General features: G+C 39.5%; 15 protein-coding genes. 6 read left to right on the top strand and 9 right to left on the bottom strand.

What is annotated here, in order from left to right:
- The first annotated feature begins 374 nt into the window (after positions 1–374).
- Positions 375–1181 carry an exodeoxyribonuclease III gene (gene xthA, locus AACU95_RS09320; RefSeq protein WP_004248228.1) on the top strand — a complete coding sequence of 269 codons (807 nt, stop codon included), beginning with the start codon at positions 375–377 and terminating at the stop codon, positions 1179–1181.
- A gap of 89 nt (positions 1182–1270) precedes the next feature.
- Here xthA and AACU95_RS09325 read toward each other — a convergent pair whose 3' ends face one another.
- From AACU95_RS09325 to AACU95_RS09335, 3 genes are read right to left on the bottom strand one after another with little or no spacing between them, the layout of a single operon-like run.
- A complete protein-coding gene (locus tag AACU95_RS09325; RefSeq protein ID WP_004248229.1) occupies positions 1271–3238 on the bottom strand; it encodes a DNA topoisomerase III in 1968 nt (655 codons plus the stop codon).
- Between the two features lie 4 nt (positions 3239–3242).
- Complete coding sequence (gene selD / locus AACU95_RS09330) at positions 3243–4286, bottom strand: selenide, water dikinase SelD (RefSeq protein ID WP_004243259.1); 1044 nt, start codon at positions 4284–4286, stop codon at positions 3243–3245.
- A gap of 14 nt (positions 4287–4300) precedes the next feature.
- The gene (locus tag AACU95_RS09335; protein WP_161737242.1) at positions 4301–4852 is read right to left on the bottom strand and encodes an NAD(P)H nitroreductase; all 552 of its coding nucleotides are present in this window, start codon (positions 4850–4852) and stop codon (positions 4301–4303) included.
- Positions 4853–5410: 558 nt separating this feature from the next.
- Here AACU95_RS09335 and sppA point away from each other — a divergent pair.
- The 3 genes from sppA (at position 5411) to pncA (ending at position 9159) form a co-directional block, all read left to right on the top strand.
- Positions 5411–7267 carry a signal peptide peptidase SppA gene (sppA, locus tag AACU95_RS09340; RefSeq protein ID WP_004248232.1) on the top strand — a complete coding sequence of 619 codons (1857 nt, stop codon included), beginning with the start codon at positions 5411–5413 and terminating at the stop codon, positions 7265–7267.
- A gap of 206 nt (positions 7268–7473) precedes the next feature.
- A complete protein-coding gene (gene ansA / locus AACU95_RS09345; protein WP_004243262.1) occupies positions 7474–8496 on the top strand; it encodes an asparaginase in 1023 nt (340 codons plus the stop codon).
- 21 nt (positions 8497–8517) lie between these two features.
- Complete coding sequence (pncA, locus tag AACU95_RS09350; RefSeq protein ID WP_141192211.1) at positions 8518–9159, top strand: bifunctional nicotinamidase/pyrazinamidase; 642 nt, start codon at positions 8518–8520, stop codon at positions 9157–9159.
- Between the two features lie 136 nt (positions 9160–9295).
- Here the strand turns inward: pncA and AACU95_RS09355 are convergent, their stop codons facing one another.
- Positions 9296–9577 carry a YeaC family protein gene (locus tag AACU95_RS09355; RefSeq protein WP_004248238.1) on the bottom strand — a complete coding sequence of 94 codons (282 nt, stop codon included), beginning with the start codon at positions 9575–9577 and terminating at the stop codon, positions 9296–9298.
- 79 nt (positions 9578–9656) lie between these two features.
- A complete protein-coding gene (gene msrB, locus AACU95_RS09360) occupies positions 9657–10094 on the bottom strand; it encodes a peptide-methionine (R)-S-oxide reductase MsrB (protein WP_004243267.1) in 438 nt (145 codons plus the stop codon).
- A 341-nt stretch (positions 10095–10435) separates the two neighbouring features.
- Between msrB and gapA the strand changes: the two genes are divergently transcribed.
- Together gapA and AACU95_RS09370 are read left to right on the top strand one after the other, a co-directional pair.
- Positions 10436–11431 (top strand): glyceraldehyde-3-phosphate dehydrogenase, encoded by a 996-nt coding sequence (gene gapA / locus AACU95_RS09365; RefSeq protein ID WP_004243268.1) that lies wholly within the window; start codon positions 10436–10438, stop codon positions 11429–11431.
- 114 nt (positions 11432–11545) lie between these two features.
- Positions 11546–12430, top strand: coding sequence for a D-hexose-6-phosphate mutarotase (locus tag AACU95_RS09370; protein WP_012368016.1), 885 nt, complete (start codon positions 11546–11548; stop codon positions 12428–12430).
- An 89-nt stretch (positions 12431–12519) separates the two neighbouring features.
- On the opposite strand, the gene AACU95_RS09375 is transcribed toward AACU95_RS09370, so the two are convergent.
- From AACU95_RS09375 to AACU95_RS09390, 4 genes are all read right to left on the bottom strand, one after another.
- The gene (locus AACU95_RS09375) at positions 12520–13272 is read right to left on the bottom strand and encodes a MipA/OmpV family protein (protein ID WP_004243270.1); all 753 of its coding nucleotides are present in this window, start codon (positions 13270–13272) and stop codon (positions 12520–12522) included.
- Between the two features lie 99 nt (positions 13273–13371).
- The gene (gene hypF, locus AACU95_RS09380) at positions 13372–15672 is read right to left on the bottom strand and encodes a carbamoyltransferase HypF (RefSeq protein WP_049200969.1); all 2301 of its coding nucleotides are present in this window, start codon (positions 15670–15672) and stop codon (positions 13372–13374) included.
- A 49-nt stretch (positions 15673–15721) separates the two neighbouring features.
- A complete protein-coding gene (alr, locus tag AACU95_RS09385; RefSeq protein WP_036918459.1) occupies positions 15722–16834 on the bottom strand; it encodes an alanine racemase in 1113 nt (370 codons plus the stop codon).
- 13 nt (positions 16835–16847) lie between these two features.
- Positions 16848–18152 (bottom strand): D-amino acid dehydrogenase, encoded by a 1305-nt coding sequence (locus AACU95_RS09390; RefSeq protein WP_004243273.1) that lies wholly within the window; start codon positions 18150–18152, stop codon positions 16848–16850.
- Positions 18153–18561: the final 409 nt, after the last annotated feature.

An 18561-nucleotide genomic window follows, 5' to 3' on the forward strand; every position in this document is an offset into this window, starting at 1 on the left:
ATTAACTGAAAGAAATCCATGCGAAATAAATATTATTTTTAATTATCTTCACCTCCTATAAATATAATTTATAGTTCAATTGATATTTTTATTCTGTCATTTTGCTTTACATATAAAAAATGATAATACTTATATTCTTCTATCAAAGAATAGTTTATGTTTCTACTTTATTTAATTAATATTTTTTGTTAGGCATAAACTTATTAATATTATTAGTTGCCATACATTTTGCTATTTGGCTACGATTTATCTATATCACGCGATTATATCTCGATGACAGGTATTAACATTGGCATGTAACCGACTTACATTTATTTCATTATCCTGTTAGTATAAGTTATCCTATTATTCAATCTATAAATGGTTATAGTCACATGAAATTTGTCTCATTCAATATTAATGGATTACGTGCTCGCCCTCATCAGCTCGAAGCCATTGTAGAAAAACACCAACCCGATGTTATTGGACTGCAAGAAACAAAAGTTCATGATGATATGTTTCCATTAGAAACTGTCAGTGCCTTGGGCTACCACGTTTTTTATCATGGACAGAAAGGCCATTATGGTGTGGCTTTGTTAACTAAGGCGAAACCTGTCGCGGTACGTAAAGGATTCCCTGGTGATGGTGAAGAAGCTCAGCGTCGTATGATCATGGCGGACATTGAAACCCCCGCTGGATTATTAACGGTAATGAATGGTTATTTCCCTCAAGGTGAAAGTCGTGATCATGAGACAAAATTCCCTGCTAAAGCAAAATTCTATGCTGATCTACAGCAGTATCTGACCACCAGCTTAACGCCTTCCTCTCCCGTACTGATTATGGGGGATTTAAATATTAGCCCAACCGATAAAGATATCGGTATCGGCGAAAATAATATGAAACGTTGGCTAAAAATGGGTAAATGTTCATTTTTACCGGAAGAGCGAGAGTGGTTAGCAACGCTTATGGGTTGGGGATTAACCGATACTTACCGCGCCCAACATCCTGAAGTCGAAGACCAATTTTCTTGGTTTGATTATCGCTCAAAAGGCTTTGATGATAACCGAGGCTTACGTATCGATTTACTGCTAGCAAGTCGTTGCTTAGCAGATAATTGTATTTCAACCGGCATTGACTACGATATTCGTGCGATGGAAAAACCTTCCGATCACGCACCTGTTTGGGCCGAGTTTAAGCTTTAATTCCCTCTCCTCCCTTATTGATAAACCCCACTTTAAATAGATTAAAAGTGGGGTTTATTTATATATTAGTTAGCGTCTTACACAATCAACTAAGCATCACTCTTTATATTGCGATTCGTAGATTGAGACTGCGCTGAACGACTTTTCCCTTGTGCACTTTTTTTCGTCGCACCTTTACGTTTTTTATTCTGCGCAGGCGCAGGCAGGTTTCTAAATGCTTGAATATTAGGACGACGTTTAGCTTGAGTAATTAATTCAAATAGTGTGTTACTTAATGGCATCATAAAATCTTGATACTTAAATTGCTTCTCACTAATTTGCGTTAATATTGATTCCCAATGAGCGGTCATATCGGGTAATGTCGCCATATCTGGCAAAACATGAATTAATGCTCTTCCTGCTGGTGTCGAGTTGATAGCTCGCCCTTTCTTTTGCAGAAAGCCGCGTTTAAACAGTAATTCAATAATACCAGCCCTAGTCGCTTCAGTACCTAGCCCATCCGTCGCTCTTAGGATTTTCTTTAGCTCTTTGTCTTGCACAAAACGTGCAATACCGGTCATAGCCGAAAGTAGCGTAGCATCTGTAAAAGGTCTTGGTGGTTGGGTCTGCTTGGCAACAATTTCGCCTTTTTCACAAAGTAACTCATCACCTTTAGCCACAATAGGTAAGGCGCTACCATCATTTTCCGCATCTTGCTCTTTACTACCTAATAAGGTACGCCAGCCGGCTTGTGCTAAAAATCGTGCCTTAGCAATAAACTTTCCATTCTCAATATCGAGTTCAATCACACATTTGCGGTACACCGCATCTGGCATAAATTGCATTAGATATTGTCGGGCGATCAAATAGTAAATATTCTTTTCATTTTCACTTAATGAAATATTACCTGTTTTCGCAGTAGGAATAATGGCATGGTGCGCATCTACTTTCTTGTCATCCCAGCAACGGTTCTTTTTATCAATATCTAATGTTTCTTGTGGTAAAAGACTATTATCATGCACACTAATGGCATTCATCACCGCATGACGCCCAGCAAAGTGTTCATCAGGCAGATAGCGACTATCGGAGCGTGGATAAGTAATAAGTTTATGCGTTTCATATAAGCGTTGACATGTGTCTAACACTTGTTGAGCGCTTAAACCAAAGCGTTTCGCCGCTTCAATTTGTAAAGCAGATAATGAAAAAGGCAAAGGTGCTATTTCAGACTCTTGTTTATCTTGATAATCGGTAACATTAGCAGGCTTGCCAGCTATTCTATCAACAACATGCTCTGCTAATTTGCGATGTAATAAACGCCCTTCTTCATCTTGCCAAGGCTCGCAGTGTTCACTCGGCTGCCAAATAGCGGTAAATCGCTCATCTGCAGGAGTAACGATATGCGCTTTGACTTCAAAAAAATCTTTCGGTACAAAGTTTTCAATTTCTTCATCACGGCGTACGACTAAACCTAGCACCGGGGTTTGTACTCGCCCAACAGAAAGTACGCCTTGGTAACCATTGCGCTGTCCTAATAACGTGTAAGCGCGTGTCATGTTAATGCCATATAGCCAATCCGCCCTCGCTCTTGCTAAGGCAGAAACACATAATGGAATAAATTCATGATTGTAGCGGAGCTTATCAATTGCTCGAGATACCGCGGCGGGGTTTAAATCGTTAATCAGGCAGCGGCGTGCCTGTTTCCTTTGAGCATCACTAATATTAAGGTAATTAAGTACTTCATCTACTAACAGTTGCCCTTCGCGATCGGGGTCTCCTGCGTGGATCACTTCATCGGCTTGTTTTAGTAATGTGTTGATCGTCTCTAGCTGTTTTTTCACATCAGCGCGCGGTTTGAGTTGCCATTTATTCGGAATAATGGGCAAATCATCTAACGACCAACGCGCATAGCGCGGATCATATGCATCCGGCTCAGCCTGCTCAAGTAAATGACCAACACACCACGTCACATACTGGTTATCACCACAAACAATAAAACCATCACCACGTTTATGCGGTTTTGGTAATACATCAGCAATAGCTCGAGCAAGGCTGGGTTTTTCTGCAATAAATAATCTCATTACGTTAGTTTGTCACTTCGATTAACGCTCTTCCTGCTTTCGGCTCTGTTAATTCACCGATCGAGGTCAAATCAATATTAAAGCGTTTAGCAACTTCTTTTACTTGCTCAACGGCTTCTGGCTGTACTGCCAGTAATAAGCCACCTGAAGTTTGCGGATCACATAATAATTTACGTTGCATTTCGCTGATATTACCAATCAAATGGCCATAACTTTCAAAATTACGTCCAGTACCGCCCGGTACACATCCTTGCTCTATATACGCTTCTACTTCAGGTAATCGTGGTACTTGTGAAAAGTGAATAGTGGCTTGTAATCCAGAGCCTTCACAAATCTCGCTAAGGTGACCTAATAGACCAAAACCTGTCACATCGGTCATTGCCGTGACCCCTTCAATATCAGAAAAATCAGTACCGGCTTTATTCATACGGCACATAATTTCAGTAGCTAGGCCCTGATGCTCAGGTTTTAATAAGCCTTTTTTCTCTGCGGTAGTTAATACCCCAATACCTAAAGGTTTAGTTAAAAAAAGTTGGCATCCTGCTTTAGCAGCACTGTTTTTCTTAATTTTACTCACCGGTACAACGCCCGTTACCGCTAAACCAAAAATAGGCTCAGGGGCATCAATCGAATGCCCACCAGCAAGGGAAATCCCCGCTTCTTGACAGGCGGCTCGCCCACCTTCGATAACTTCACGAGCAATTTCAGGCGCAAGTTTATCAATTGGCCAACCTAAAATTGCTATTGCCATAATAGGTTTACCCCCCATAGCGAAAATATCACTAATCGCATTAGTCGCCGCAATACGCCCAAAGTCATAGGGGTTATCAACAATTGGCATAAAAAAATCAGTGGTACTGATAATTCCAGTGCCATTACCTAAATCATAAACAGCGGCATCATCTTTCGTTTCATTACCAACCAATAAATGGGGATCGTGAAACTTAGCCTGTTCACTATGTAAAATCGTTTCCAAAACTTTTGGTGAAATTTTGCAGCCACATCCGGCACCATGACTGTATTGTGTTAAACGAATTGCTTCAGACATAACATGTCATCCTTTTAAAAATAAGTCACAAAATCAGTTAAATCAGCAGGAGAAACCGTTGTAGGTGCTTTCAATGCGGGAGTACCAAGATATAAGAAACCAACAATATGGTCATGCTCTCCACAACCTAATCCCGCTCTTACCACTGGATCATGAGTCCAAGAGCCTGAACGCCAAATACCACTATAACCTTGTGCCACTGCAGCCATTTGCATCGCCTGAACACAACAGCCTGCCGCAACAATTTGCTCCCATTCAGGAACTTTAGGATGCGCTTTAACTTTGGCAATCACGATAATAATTAAAGGTGCACGAAAAGGTGCGTTTTTTGCTTTTTCTTCTACCTCAGCACCTAGTTGACTCACCACCGCCGCTTTATGTAATAATTGGCTAAAACGCTCAATACCATCCTCTTTCATCACGACAAAGTGCCAAGGTTTAAGGGCGCCATGATCGGGGGCTCTCATACCTGCTTGTAAAATAGCTTCAAGCTGTTGGTTATTTGGGGCTGGAGTAGTCAGTCGAGACGCTGAACGTCGATTTAAAAGCAGTGTTAATGCATCCATTTTTGTATTCTCCTGTCAGTATTATTGTAGCAAAATCCCTTAAGGGCAGGGATAGACAGTTGTTATCAATTCGCAGTATAACAAAATGTTATATTACCACCACCGAGAAATTTAAGCGGATATTTTTAGCTAAAATAGGATTGTACTTAAGCCAATATTGAGCGTTTGTTCAAAATATGAATGTGTTAGCTTTTAGGTGTAATACACTGCCCAAGCGCAATAAAATACGTGACAGACTTTCGCTAGTCGCTATATTAGAATGGTGTTTAAATATTTGCAGTCTAAGTAGTCAATCGAGTTTTGTTATTAAAGGATCGAAGTGAGATGTAGGGAATATTAGCGTTTTTTATTCTAAAAATAGCCGTGACCTTTGCTGTCTATTGTTCACCTGCAAGGCATACTCTCATGTAAATAAGGTATGTTGTGGCTATACAGCTAATTTCTTGAGTCGCTCAATATTGAAATAAATACTTTAATAATAGAAACTTAAACCTTTACCATCAATTCTAGCATAACTGTTTAGGATTAATTTTTAGCTTTACATGATGTGGAGATAATATGAGTAAAATTATGGAGTTAATCGGTACTATTTTTCGATTTAGTTGGCAGGCGATTAACTTTATCAGGAAACTAATCTTAAACGTTATTTTCTTCTTTCTACTTTTTATGGGTGTAGGACTCTATTTCATCGTCCAAGAAACGCAAAAACCTACCGATTACCAAGGTGCATTACTGGTTGATTTAAAAGGAGTTATTGTTGACCAAACAGCTAACCAAAATCCTTTAGGGCAAATGAGCCGAGAGCTTTTGGGTGTTTCGGGTAGCCAGTTACAAGAAAATTCGTTATTCGAAGTCGTTGATACCTTACGCAAAGCAGCGACTGACCCCAAAATTAAAGGAATGGTACTAAAACTTGACGAATTTGCTGGGGCAGACCAACCTTCACTCAATTATGTTGGTAAAGCGCTGACTGAATTTAAAAAAACAGGTAAACCTATCTATGCGATTAGTGGTTATTATAGCCAACCGCAATATTACTTAGCCTCTTATGCAGATAAAATTTATTTAGCATCACAAGGTGCTGTGGGTATTTATGGTTTAGGTTTTAGTAATCTCTATTACAAATCGCTATTAGAAAAACTTAAAGTTAATACCCATATATTCCGTGTAGGAACCTATAAATCAGCTGTTGAACCGCTGATGCGCGATAATATGTCTGATGAAGCCCGAGCCGCATCTAGTCGATTAGTTTCCGTACTCTGGTCTAATTATTTAACGCAAGTTGCAGAAAATCGTAGTATTACCAAGGAAGATGTTTTCCCTGGTGCAAAAGAGATGATTGTCGAGTTACGTAAAGCCGATGGCGATAATGCTACTTATGCACTTAATCGCAAATTGGTCGATACTGTTAGCTCTTATGCCCAATTTGAAGCGGATATGAAAGAGACCTTTCAATGGGATCATGAAGCTAAGCAGTTTAACAATATTAGTATTTATGATTATGCTGATAACCTCACCGCATTCGCCCCAGAAAACGAAGACGGCAATATTGCGGTTGTGGTCGTTCAAGGCGCAATTATTGATGGTGAAAGCATTCCTGGCTCCGCAGGTGGTTCAACCATTGCTAATCAAATCCGTCAAGCGCGTTTAAATCCTAATATTAGAGCATTAGTATTACGAGTTAATAGCCCCGGTGGTAGTGTGTCTGCATCTGAGCAGATCCGCAGTGAAATAGCCGCCTTTAAACAAGAGAAAAAACATGTCGTGGTTTCAATGGGCGGAATGGCTGCATCAGGGGGATATTGGATCTCTACACCTGCGAGTAAAATTATCGCTAGCCCTTCAACATTAACAGGCTCTATTGGTATATTTGGTGTCATCAATACCTTTGAAAATAGCTTAGAATCAATAGGTGTGCATAGTGATGGCGTGAGTACATCACCTCTTGCAGGGCTTTCGGTAACCAATAAATTACCAGAAGATTTTTCAGAGCTATTCCAACTTAATATTGAAAGTGGCTATAAAACATTCCTGAAATTAGTAGCTGAATCACGTAATAAAACACCGGCACAAGTTGATCGTATTGCGCAAGGTCGTGTTTGGGTTGGCGTTGATGCTAAACAAGTAGGATTAGTTGATGAATTTGGTGATTTCGATGATGCTATTAATGCAGCAGCAACCATGGCAAAAATCAAACAACCAGTCATTGATTGGATGAAACCGGAATTAAGCTTATCAGAGCAAATATTAATGAGCTTATCGGCCAATGCAAAAGCCATTATTCCTGATCCATTACAAGCCTATTTACCTGCACCGGTATTTAAAGAAGTTAAAACACAAACTGAGTTTTATCGTAATATGAACGATCCGCAAAACCGCTATGCGTATTGTTTATCTTGTGGTGATATTCAATAAATAAGTGTGCTCCCGCTCAATATGGGCGGGATTATCTTAGCCTTTGATTATTTTTTAGTTATTTTGCTAAATGGTGTAAATAATGATTTAAAACATCAATTGCTGTATTTCAATTGTGCTTTTTGTCTCCCCTTTCTTTTTTTATTCTGCAAACCCCCTATAATCAACTCTTTCTTATCGCTTAATTCATAAGAGTGTTAGGTCTGATGCAAAAAAAATCCATTTACGTTGTGTATACTGGTGGAACTATCGGTATGCAACATTCTGATCACGGCTATATACCTGTATCAGGACATTTACAACGCCAATTAGCTAAGATGCCCGAATTCCATCGTGAAGAGATGCCCAATTTCACAATCAAAGAGCACCTTCCTTTAATTGATTCATCAAATATTACCCCTGAAGATTGGCAATCTATCGCTGATGATATTAGCGAGAATTATTGCCACTATGATGGTTTTGTCATCTTGCATGGTACCGATACCATGGCATTTACCGCTTCTGCACTTTCCTTTATGTTTGAGGGGCTGGCAAAACCGGTTATCGTCACCGGCTCTCAAATTCCATTAGAAGCTTTACGCTCAGATGGACAAACTAACCTATTAAATGCTCTCTATATTGCTGCACATCATCCGATTAATGAAGTTGCACTGTTTTTCAACAATACTCTGTATCGTGGTAATCGTGCGATAAAAGCACATGCAGATGGCTTCAATGCTTTTGCTTCTCCTAATAGTGCACCTTTATTAGAAGCAGGCATTAATATTAAAACGTTTAAAATAAACCCATTACCTAAGCCAAAAGGTGAGTTTATTGCTCATCATATTACCCCTCAACCAATTGGTGTGGTAACAATATATCCGGGACTTTCTGATGAGGTGGTGAAAAATATCTTAATGCAACCCGTTAAGGCACTTATTTTGCGCTCTTATGGTGTGGGTAATGCCCCTTCTCATCCCGCCTTGTTATCAACGCTACGCGAAGCAACTGAGCGCGGTATTGTCGTGGTTAACCTAACGCAATGTATTTCTGGTCGTGTCAATATGGGGGGCTATGCAACAGGACAAGCACTCGCCGATGTTGGGGTGATCAGTGGTTATGATATGACTTTTGAAGCAGCGTTAACTAAACTCCACTATCTACTTAGTCAGCAATATAGCTATACTGAGATCTGCCGTTTAATGCAACAAAATCTCCGTGGTGAAATGACATTAAACGATGACGACTAGGTCTAATCAAAGGTAACTCCTGTGAAAAATTCAGCGTTATTATTAGTTGATCTACAAAATGATTTCTGCACCGATGGCGCATTGGCTGTTAAGGAAAGTGATACCGTCATAGATACGGCAAATCGGCTTATTGATTATTTTCAACGCCATCAGCGTCCTATTATTGCGAGTAAAGATTGGCATCCCGCAGATCATCTCAGCTTTGCAAAAAATTCAGGTACTGTTGTTGGCGAAATTGGCCAATTAAATGGCCGCCCACAAGTTTGGTGGCCAGTGCATTGTGTACAAAATAGCCATGGCGCTGACTTTCATCCCTTATTAACAGATGATTTAATTAGTCATATTATTTATAAAGGCCAAAATCGACTTATCGATAGTTATAGTGCTTTTTTTGATAATGACCATGAATATCAAACAGGATTACATACTCTTTTACAAAGCATGCAGATCGAGCATCTCACCATTTTAGGGATAGCAACTGATTATTGCGTTAAATTTACCGTGTTAGATGCATTACAATTGGGTTATCAAGTATCAGTGGTTATGGATGGTTGTCGAGGTGTCAATATTCAACCAGATGATAGCCAACTCGCATTTAATCAAATGCAACAACATGGGGCAGTTTTAGTTGATTCAGTAACAATGCTTAAAAGTGACAAATAATATAAACAACATGATTAGCAATTATCATTCTCTACTTGTATGAATAGTAGAACTAAAAAGTGGTGATTTATCCAAATAATAAACTAATAAATCACCACCGTTACGCTAACTTTCATTATTTAAATTTAAAAACGTCTTAATCATCATCCATTGGTGTTAATGTGGCTAAACGTTCAGCTTGAAATTGCGCTTTTAGCTCTTGTTTGCTTTTCATCGTAATTTGTCCGTTTGTGCCAACCGTCATATGTTCCGGATTATGGTTATTCTGCGCTTGCCATAAGAGAACAATTTGCATGCAATGCTCTTTTTGCTCTGCCGTGAGTGCAACGCCGTCTGGCCATTTACCTAGCTCAACTGCGGTAGAAAGACGTTGATAAATCTCAGGTGTGACCATTGAAATTAAATCATTAACTTCCATTGATTGCTCCATATATCAAATTACCACGCAAAAGCTGAATCGTTTTTTTATTTGTTAATTTATTGTTAATAGCGACTATTTAGCCCTTTTGCACTTCACCTGTTTCTGTATTGCTAAATGCCAAAGAGGCAGAATTAACACAATAACGTTGTCCTGTCGGTGCTGGGCCATCATTAAATACATGCCCTAAATGAGCACCACATTGATGACAGCGGATCTCTGTTCTTTTCATATTATGCGAAAAATCATCAAGATAAAGAATTGCATCATCACTTACAGGTTGATAAAAACTTGGCCAGCCACATCCTGCATCAAATTTAGTTTCCGAATAAAACAAAGGCGCAGAACAACATAAGCAATGATAAATACCTGTTTCTCTATTATGTAATAATTTACCACTAAACGGCGGTTCAGTACCCCGCTGTTGCGTCACATAATGCTGCATTTCATTGAGGTTTGATAAATCAATGTGATTGTTATCACTTGAAATATGCACTTTTTTTTCATTATTGCTCATAAACACCTCACACTGACAAAAATGTTTTTTAAAACAACAGCAAATAATAACAAAGATTTAACAACAAATCTGGAAAATATAGTCTAAAATCAATGAGAGTAATCTTTAGTTTTTGAAATGTGATACATTTCACATAACGGAGCAAAGGTAACTTCATTTATCGGCAATGATCCCGATAATACACAGCGTAATATTTATCTAAAACGACCAATCCTTAAGCAAAAAGTGTTTTTTTAATTGATTTTTTGCAATTATTGACACGATTCCGCTTGACGACTGGCGCGGTTTTGGTAACTTTAGAAGCAACTTTTTAATTCACTAATAAAGCTGGTGGAATACATATGACTATCAAAGTAGGTATTAATGGTTTTGGTCGTATCGGCCGCATCGTTTTCCGTGCTGCACAAGAACGTTCAGATATCGAAATCGTAGGTATTAACGATCTGTTAGACGCAGAATACATGGCATACATGCTGAAATACGATTCAACTCATGGTCGTTTCAACGGTACTGTTGAAGTAAAAGATGGCCACCTCGTTGTTAATGGTAAAACCATCCGCGTAACATCAGAAAGAGATCCAGCAAACCTGAAATGGAACGAAATTGGTGTTGATGTTGTTGCTGAAGCAACTGGTCTGTTCTTAACTGACGAAACTGCACGTAAACACATCCAAGCTGGTGCGAAAAAAGTTGTTCTGACTGGTCCTTCAAAAGACAGCACACCTATGTTCGTTATGGGTGTAAACCACAAATCATATGCAGGTCAAGATATCGTTTCTAACGCATCTTGTACAACTAACTGCTTAGCGCCTTTAGCAAAAGTTATCAACGACAAATTCGGTATCGTTGAAGGTCTGATGACAACTGTTCACGCAACAACTGCAACTCAACGTACTGTTGATGGTCCTTCAATGAAAGACTGGCGTGGTGGTCGTGGTGCTTCTCAAAACATCATCCCTTCATCAACTGGTGCTGCTAAAGCAGTAGGTAAAGTTATTCCTGAACTGAATGGCAAACTGACTGGTATGTCTTTCCGTGTTCCTACTCCTAACGTTTCTGTTGTTGACTTAACTGCACGTCTGGAAAAACCAGCAACTTATGCTCAAATCTGTGAAGCAATCAAAGAAGCTGCCGAAGGCGAACTGAAAGGCGTTCTGGGTTACACTGAAGATGCAGTTGTTTCAACTGACTTCAACGGTGAAGTATTAACTTCAGTATTCGATGCTAAAGCAGGTATCGCGCTGAATGACAACTTTGTTAAATTAGTTTCTTGGTACGATAACGAAGTTGGTTATTCAAACAAAGTTCTAGATCTGATTTCTCATATCTCTAAATAATTAGAGTTTAGAAAGCCAAGATTGATTTTAGAGCCACCCTTTCGGTGGCTCTTTTATTTTTTTACTCGGCAGTTTATTGTATTCAAATAGTCCGCGACATAAGGTTATAAAATAATGAATGAGAAAATTTTTTCTTTGCCGGTTATTGAACAAATATCACCTTACTTAAGTCGACGCCAATTAGGTGAACTCCCTATTCTGGTGATCTCTCACCCCAAAGTACGTGCGGCTATTAGTCTTCAAGGTGCCCATCTTATCGCATGGCAACCCGCACAAACGCATCCCGTTTTGTGGCTCAGTGAAGATGCCTTATTTACTCCCGGTGTTGCTATTCGTGGTGGTATCCCTATTTGTTGGCCTTGGTTTGCCTCAGCGGGAACCCCAAGCCATGGATTTGCACGTATCTTACCTTGGGAATTTAGTGCTCATTCTGAACAAGAAGACGGAGTGCTTATCACCATGACACTCAAAGAAAGTGCACAAACTCAAAAGTATTGGCCTCATGAATTTACTGTTATTGCTCGATTTAAATTAGGTGATACCTGTGAAATTGAATTAGAGTCATACGGTGACTATGAAGCCACTGCGGCGCTACACTCCTATTTTAATGTCAGTGATATCGATAAAGTTTCCATTACAGGCCTTGGTAGTCACTATATTGACACAGTGGCGGATAAAGAAGTTTATACCAACGAAACAGCCCTACGCTTTAACGGCCGTACTGACAGACTTTATACTGAACCTGAAGATTTTAATCTTATTCATGATGATGGTTGGGATCGTACTATTGAGGTTCACCATTATCATCACAGTGATGTCGTTTGTTGGAATCCAGGTGCAGAACTCGCCAGTTCAATGAAAGATATGAGCTCAGGTGGTTACCGTAAAATGGCATGTGTTGAAACAGCTCGTATTCATCGTCCACTTAAGCCGGATAATGTTCATCCTGGACGTTTATCTGCTGTGATACGCGTACGCAAAAATATTGCTGAAAAATAGTTTGCCACTCTACTTTGTCGAACGAAAAAAGCTTCGAACAAATTCGAAGCTTTTAGTTATCGAAAGCAACTTAACTTACCGTTTTACCGTTAGAAAGTATAAGTGACACCTGTCCATAAAATAGCCGTTACCGATTTATTTACCATCGGGCTATCTTTAACTTCGCTGGGTAAGCGATCCACTCGTCCCATCGCGAAGAAATCCCAGTTTTCAGCAAACTTATAGTTAGCTGAGATTTCAACATAAGGTCTCCAGCTATCATTTGGTCGATATTCTGCTAAACCACTACGCTGAGATTCTCCCTGACTAATCCCATATGCGTAACGATTCTGCTTTTTATTTTCCCAAACAGCACCAATTCCCGGTTGAAGTGACCAATTGCCTAGTTCAAAAGGATAAAGGTAAGCAGCATCAGCAATAATGCCATTACTTTTACCTAAAAGATCACCTGAAATAATCCCTCGTAAACTTCCCCATGACTCATGATGTTTATAGGTGAATCCACCCATGACGGTATCACGGCGACGATTAAGTTTTTTCATCTGCTCATCATCAGAGTCACTTGGTTTAAATGCTTGTGGGTAATAGTGAACATCGACAGACAGCTGATCTTTCGGTGAATTCCATAAATAATATCCTGCGGCTAATGTCGCAAAATAGAAATTTTCAGATTGATAATTAACCAAAGGTACAGGTAATAAATAGTCTTTAGATTTAGCACCCTTATAAGGTGTTACTTGTGATAATACAGAACCCCCTATTGACCATTCTCCCGCAAAGGCTGTCGGTGTACTCAATCCAGCGATTATGGCTAAAGAAATAACAATTTTCTTTTTACTCACGATGATTTTCCATATTGTCTTTGATAAAACAGTGACCAAAAAACGACTGTTGTTATGGTGCACTAAAAGTTAGCTAATAGATTACAATCATTTTATTTTTTACATAAAATGACTGGCAATAAGTGCTTGTCCTAATGCAATTCCACCATCACCAGATGGCAATATCATAGGGGTTAATACCTTTTTATTGTTTAATTTTTGCTTAAACAGATCCTTAAGTAAGATATTATTGAATACCCCTCCTGTTAAAACAATAGTATCAATCTGATGTTCTTGCGCAGCTTGCAGAGCAATATCACCCAAACTTTCGGCTAATAAATAGTGAAATAACCAAGCCTTCTCACTGGTATTCAATGTGATGCTTTCCCATTGTGACCAGAAAATGGACAAATCAACATGCTTATCTTTTACAGGCATTAAATGTCCATATTGCTTGATGATATCAGCATACCGATCTACGTGACACTGTAACGCAGCGCTTTGTAAGTAGCATGCCGCTTCGCCTTCCCAGCTTATTTGTTTAGGTGATAATCCCAAAGAGCAAGCAACTGCGTCAAATAATCGTCCACAAGATGATGCTAGCGGTGAATTTAAACCACGAGCCACTGCCTTACTCAAAATCTGTAACTCAGTGAGCGGAATTGCTTGGGTGATAACACTACCTTGCCAATCTTTTGTAAAAGTAGCTAAATGTGCGAACCAATTTCGCCAAGGCTGTATTGAAGCTAAATTTCCTCCCGGCATAGCAACCGCAGGTAGCCCGCCAATACGTTGAGATTTTTTATAATCCACCAGCAAACACTCGCCTCCCCATAAAGAGCCATCTTGTCCATACCCTAGACCATCAAGGGCTATACCAATTACTGCGCCTTGTTGCTGTGTATGTCCATGCTCTGCTAAGCAAGAGACAATATGTGCATGGTGATGGGGAACTTCTATAACAGGAATATGTTGCTGTTCAGCTAGCTGTTTACCTATTTGATGGCTGATATAATTAGGATGAGCATCAATGGCAATCGCTTTGGGCGTAAAACGATAGATCTGTTGAAACAGCGTGAGTGATTTTAGTAATTGTTGCCTCACACTTAAATCATCTAAATCACCTAAATGCGGCCCCATAATAGCTTGGTGCTCTTTTAAGAGACAAAACACATTTTTCAGATCCCCTCCTAAAGCCAAAATTGCAGGTTGTGCATCAAAAGTGGTTGGCAATGCGATAGCATCTGGTACATAACCCCGTGAACGGCGGATCATCACACACTGACCATCTTCAATACGCACTAATGAATCGTCCGCTCTTTGTATAATCTCCCTATTATGCATTAGAAATAATTCTGCAATATCACCAAGCTGAATTAACGCCTCTTCATTGGTTAATGCAGGAGTGTGTCCCGTCGCATTACCAGAGGTCATGACTAATGGAATTTGTGTTTCATGTGCGAGAAGATGTTGCAAAGGATTAGCTGGTAACATAACACCTACTTCTGTTAATCCAGGTGCAATCAGTTCACTTAATGAAATAGGGGCGATTTCTTTAGGAATAAGTACGATAGGTGCTGCGGTACTGGTTAATGTTTCTATCACTTTTGAGTAAAACTCGGCATTATCGCTCGGTTTTTGGATCTGCTCAGTCCCGGTTAACATCACCGCAAGTGGTTTGGCTGGACGATGTTTACGCGCTCTTAAACGCGCAACACTTTCACTATTGCGTGCGTCACAGACTAAATGAAAGCCACCAATGCCTTTTACAGCAACAATTTTCCCCGCTAATAGCGCCTGACAAGCTTGCGTTAATGCCCGCTCTTTTATTGCAAGTTGTTGCCCTTGATGATCTGCCAACCAAATATGAGGCCCACAGACAGGACAGGCATTAGGTTGTGCATGAAAACGCCTATCTGCGGGATCTTGATATTCATGTTGGCAAGTCGGACAAAATGGAAACGCAGACATTGAGGTAAAAGGCCTGTCGTAAGGCATTTTTTTTATAATAGTAAAACGGGGGCCGCAATGGGTGCAGTTTATAAAAGGATAGTGATAACGACGATTTTGTGGATCAAACAACTCATCAATACAAGCCTGACAAGTCGCTGCATCAGGTACAACTTGTGTATCCATTTCTCCACCACCACTTTTTACAATAGTAAAGTCCGTGGGGAGTTGCTCCCATTGATAAGGTGTTTGTTCAATACGTTCAATGCGTGCAAGAGGAGGACATTGAGCTGTTAATGCATTAATAAAGTGTTGATTTTGCGATGATAACGTTAAGTGGATCAATACTCCTAAGCTATCATTACTCACCTGCCCTAATAAACCAAAATGATGTGCTAATTGCCAAACAAAGGGGCGAAAGCCAACACCTTGAACCTTTCCTTTCACACGCAATGTAATGCCGTTACTCATAGGATCACCAAATCAAAATAAGTTTAAGCTTATTCTAGTTTAGTGATTATTAACAACTTTCATTTAGATCAGAAAAAGTAGAGTTTGCTACATTTATCGTCACTTCAACCGCCACTCGCGGTGCAATAGCGCACAGTAATTCATAACCAATAGTGCCACAAGCCAGTGCAACTTCATCAACCGGTAATTGATTTCCCCATAGCTCAACAGGGCTTCCATGTTCAACATCCGGCAAGTCGGTTACATCAATAGTAAGCATATCCATTGAAATACGCCCAACTAATTGTGTTTTATGTCCTTTAACGATAACGGGAGTACCATCTGGGGCATGCCTTGGATAACCATCAGCATAACCACAAGCGACAACAGCAATTCTCATATCACGTTGTGCGGTATATCGGCTACCATAACCAATTTGCTCACCTTTTTTTACTGACTGAATGGCTAATACTTCACTGTTAAAGGTCATCACAGGTTGCAAATCAAAATCAGCAATATCTTGCCACACCCCAGAGGGGGATACACCATATAAAATAATACCGGGACGAACCCATGAATGATGGGTTTGTGGTTCAAATAAAATAGCCGCAGAATTGGCTAAACAGCGCGGTAAATCATTTACCATTGAGCTATCAATAATCTGTTTTTGTGTCGCCATATTCAGCCCTGTATCAGCATTGGCAAAATGGGACATTTGTACAATAGAGCCAATATTAGTTATGCGTTTTGCTCTTTGTATGGCTTGCTGATAGTCTTCTGGTCGGTAACCTAACCGATTCATGCCACTATTGAGTTTCAGATAAATATTGATAGGCCGCTCTAATTGCGCTTGCTCAATGGCTTCAAATTGCCAATCAGCATGCACAACCGTCGTTAATGAATAACGCTCTAATAAATACACATCATCTGGTTTGAAAAAACCTTCAAGCAAAAGAATGGGGCCTACCCATCCTTGCTCTCTTAGCATAATTGCTTTATCTAATTCAATTAAGGCAAAACCATCGGTATGACTTAATGCAGGCCAAACACAAGAAAGACCATGTCCATAAGCATCAGCTTTAACCACTGACCATACTTTACTTCCCTGCGCTTTCGATTTGATCACCGAAAGATTATGACTCAGCGCATCTAAATTTATGCTAATTTTGGCAGGTCTGGACATCGTCTCTCCTTAATTAATAAACAGCGTCAAGTTTTTGCCCTGGACGGAGCAATTTAGTATTAAATCCATCGATATAACGGAACACGGAGAGATCATCTGCAGCAATTGCCGTTTTATTACCTGATATTAAATCAGCTAACAGTTGTCCTGAGCCACATGCCATCGTCCATCCTAATGTACCATGCCCCGTATTTAGGGATAAATTACGATATGCGGTTGGCCCAACTATCGGTGTACCATCTGGCGTCATTGGCCTTAAGCCTGTCCAGAATGTCGCTTTACTGATATCACCACCACCCTCATAGAGATCTTGAACAACCATTTTGAGCGTTTCACAACGTGATTTTAAAATATTCAAATTAAAACCTACCACTTCCGCCATACCGCCCACACGAATGCGATTATCAAAGCGAGTCACCGCAATCTTATATGTTTCATCTAAAATAGTGGATGTTGGTGCTCTGCTTGCATCAATAATAGGCATGGTTAATGAATAGCCTTTTAAAGGATAAACCGGAATTGTGATTTTATTTTTCAAAAATTCAGTCGAGTACGATCCCATGGCGACAACATAGTGATCTGCGGTTAATAAACCATCATGGCATTGCACACCGGTGACTTTATCACCATCAAAAAGTAGGTGTTTTATTTCTTTATTAAATAAGAAGGTAACCCCGGCCTCTTCAGCCATTTTAGCCAGTTTCTTAGTAAAGATTTGGCAATCACCCGTTTCATCATTAGGAAGACGTAATCCTCCGGTAAGTTTATGACTCACATGCTCTAAAGCGGGTTCTGCTGATTTTAGTTGCTCGGCTGTTAGCAGTTCATAAGCCACACCTTCTTGCTTTAATACAGCAATATCATTAGCGGCATTATCAAATTGTTTTTGATCACGAAATAGCTGTAACGTTCCCCCTTGGCGTCCTTCGTATTCAATACCGGTATCTTGGCGTAATTGACGGATACAATCACGACTATACTCAGCAATACGCACCATACGACTCTTATTCATCGCATAATGAGAAGCATCACAATTACGTAGCATTTGCCACATCCAGCGTAATTGGAACAGTGAGCCATCAGGTCGGATCGCTAAAGGTGCATGTTTTTGAAACATCCATTTTACTGCTTTTAATGGAATACCCGGAGCACCCCAAGGTGTTGCATAACCCGGAGATATTTGCCCTGCATTACCTGCACTCGTCTCTTCTGCCGCACTACTTTGCCTATCGACAACAATGACTTCATGCCCTTGTTGTACTAAGTACCACGCACTTGTTACACCAATAACGCCGCCACCTAAGATGATCACTTTCATGGCTAGACTCCAAATAATTTACATTGATATAACATAAGAATAATATTCCATACACAAAAAGCCAGCACAGAATAATCATCTAGCACCACAAAAAAGCAAATTTTAGAGTCAAATCACATTTAATTAGTAATAACAGTGTTAGTTTTGCAGAGCAATTATTAATTCTATTTAAAAATCAAATTGATAGAGTATTTATCGCTTTTTATAAAAATAATACATAAATATATTATTCAAATATAAATGAAATAAGCCAATAAAAACCCATTATGGAATTTTTATGAAAAACCAAAAAACTTATTATTATCAGAATATAATATTAAGATGAGATATGTTTCAAATTTTTTTTACTAAAAATAGCCAAATTAAAGTATCACCTAAAAATGGATGGTTAAACTAGGCTTGCTGTTTT

Origin of the sequence: Proteus sp. G4415, assembly GCF_963896075.1 — a bacterium.
GTDB lineage: Bacteria > Pseudomonadota > Gammaproteobacteria > Enterobacterales > Enterobacteriaceae > Proteus > Proteus mirabilis.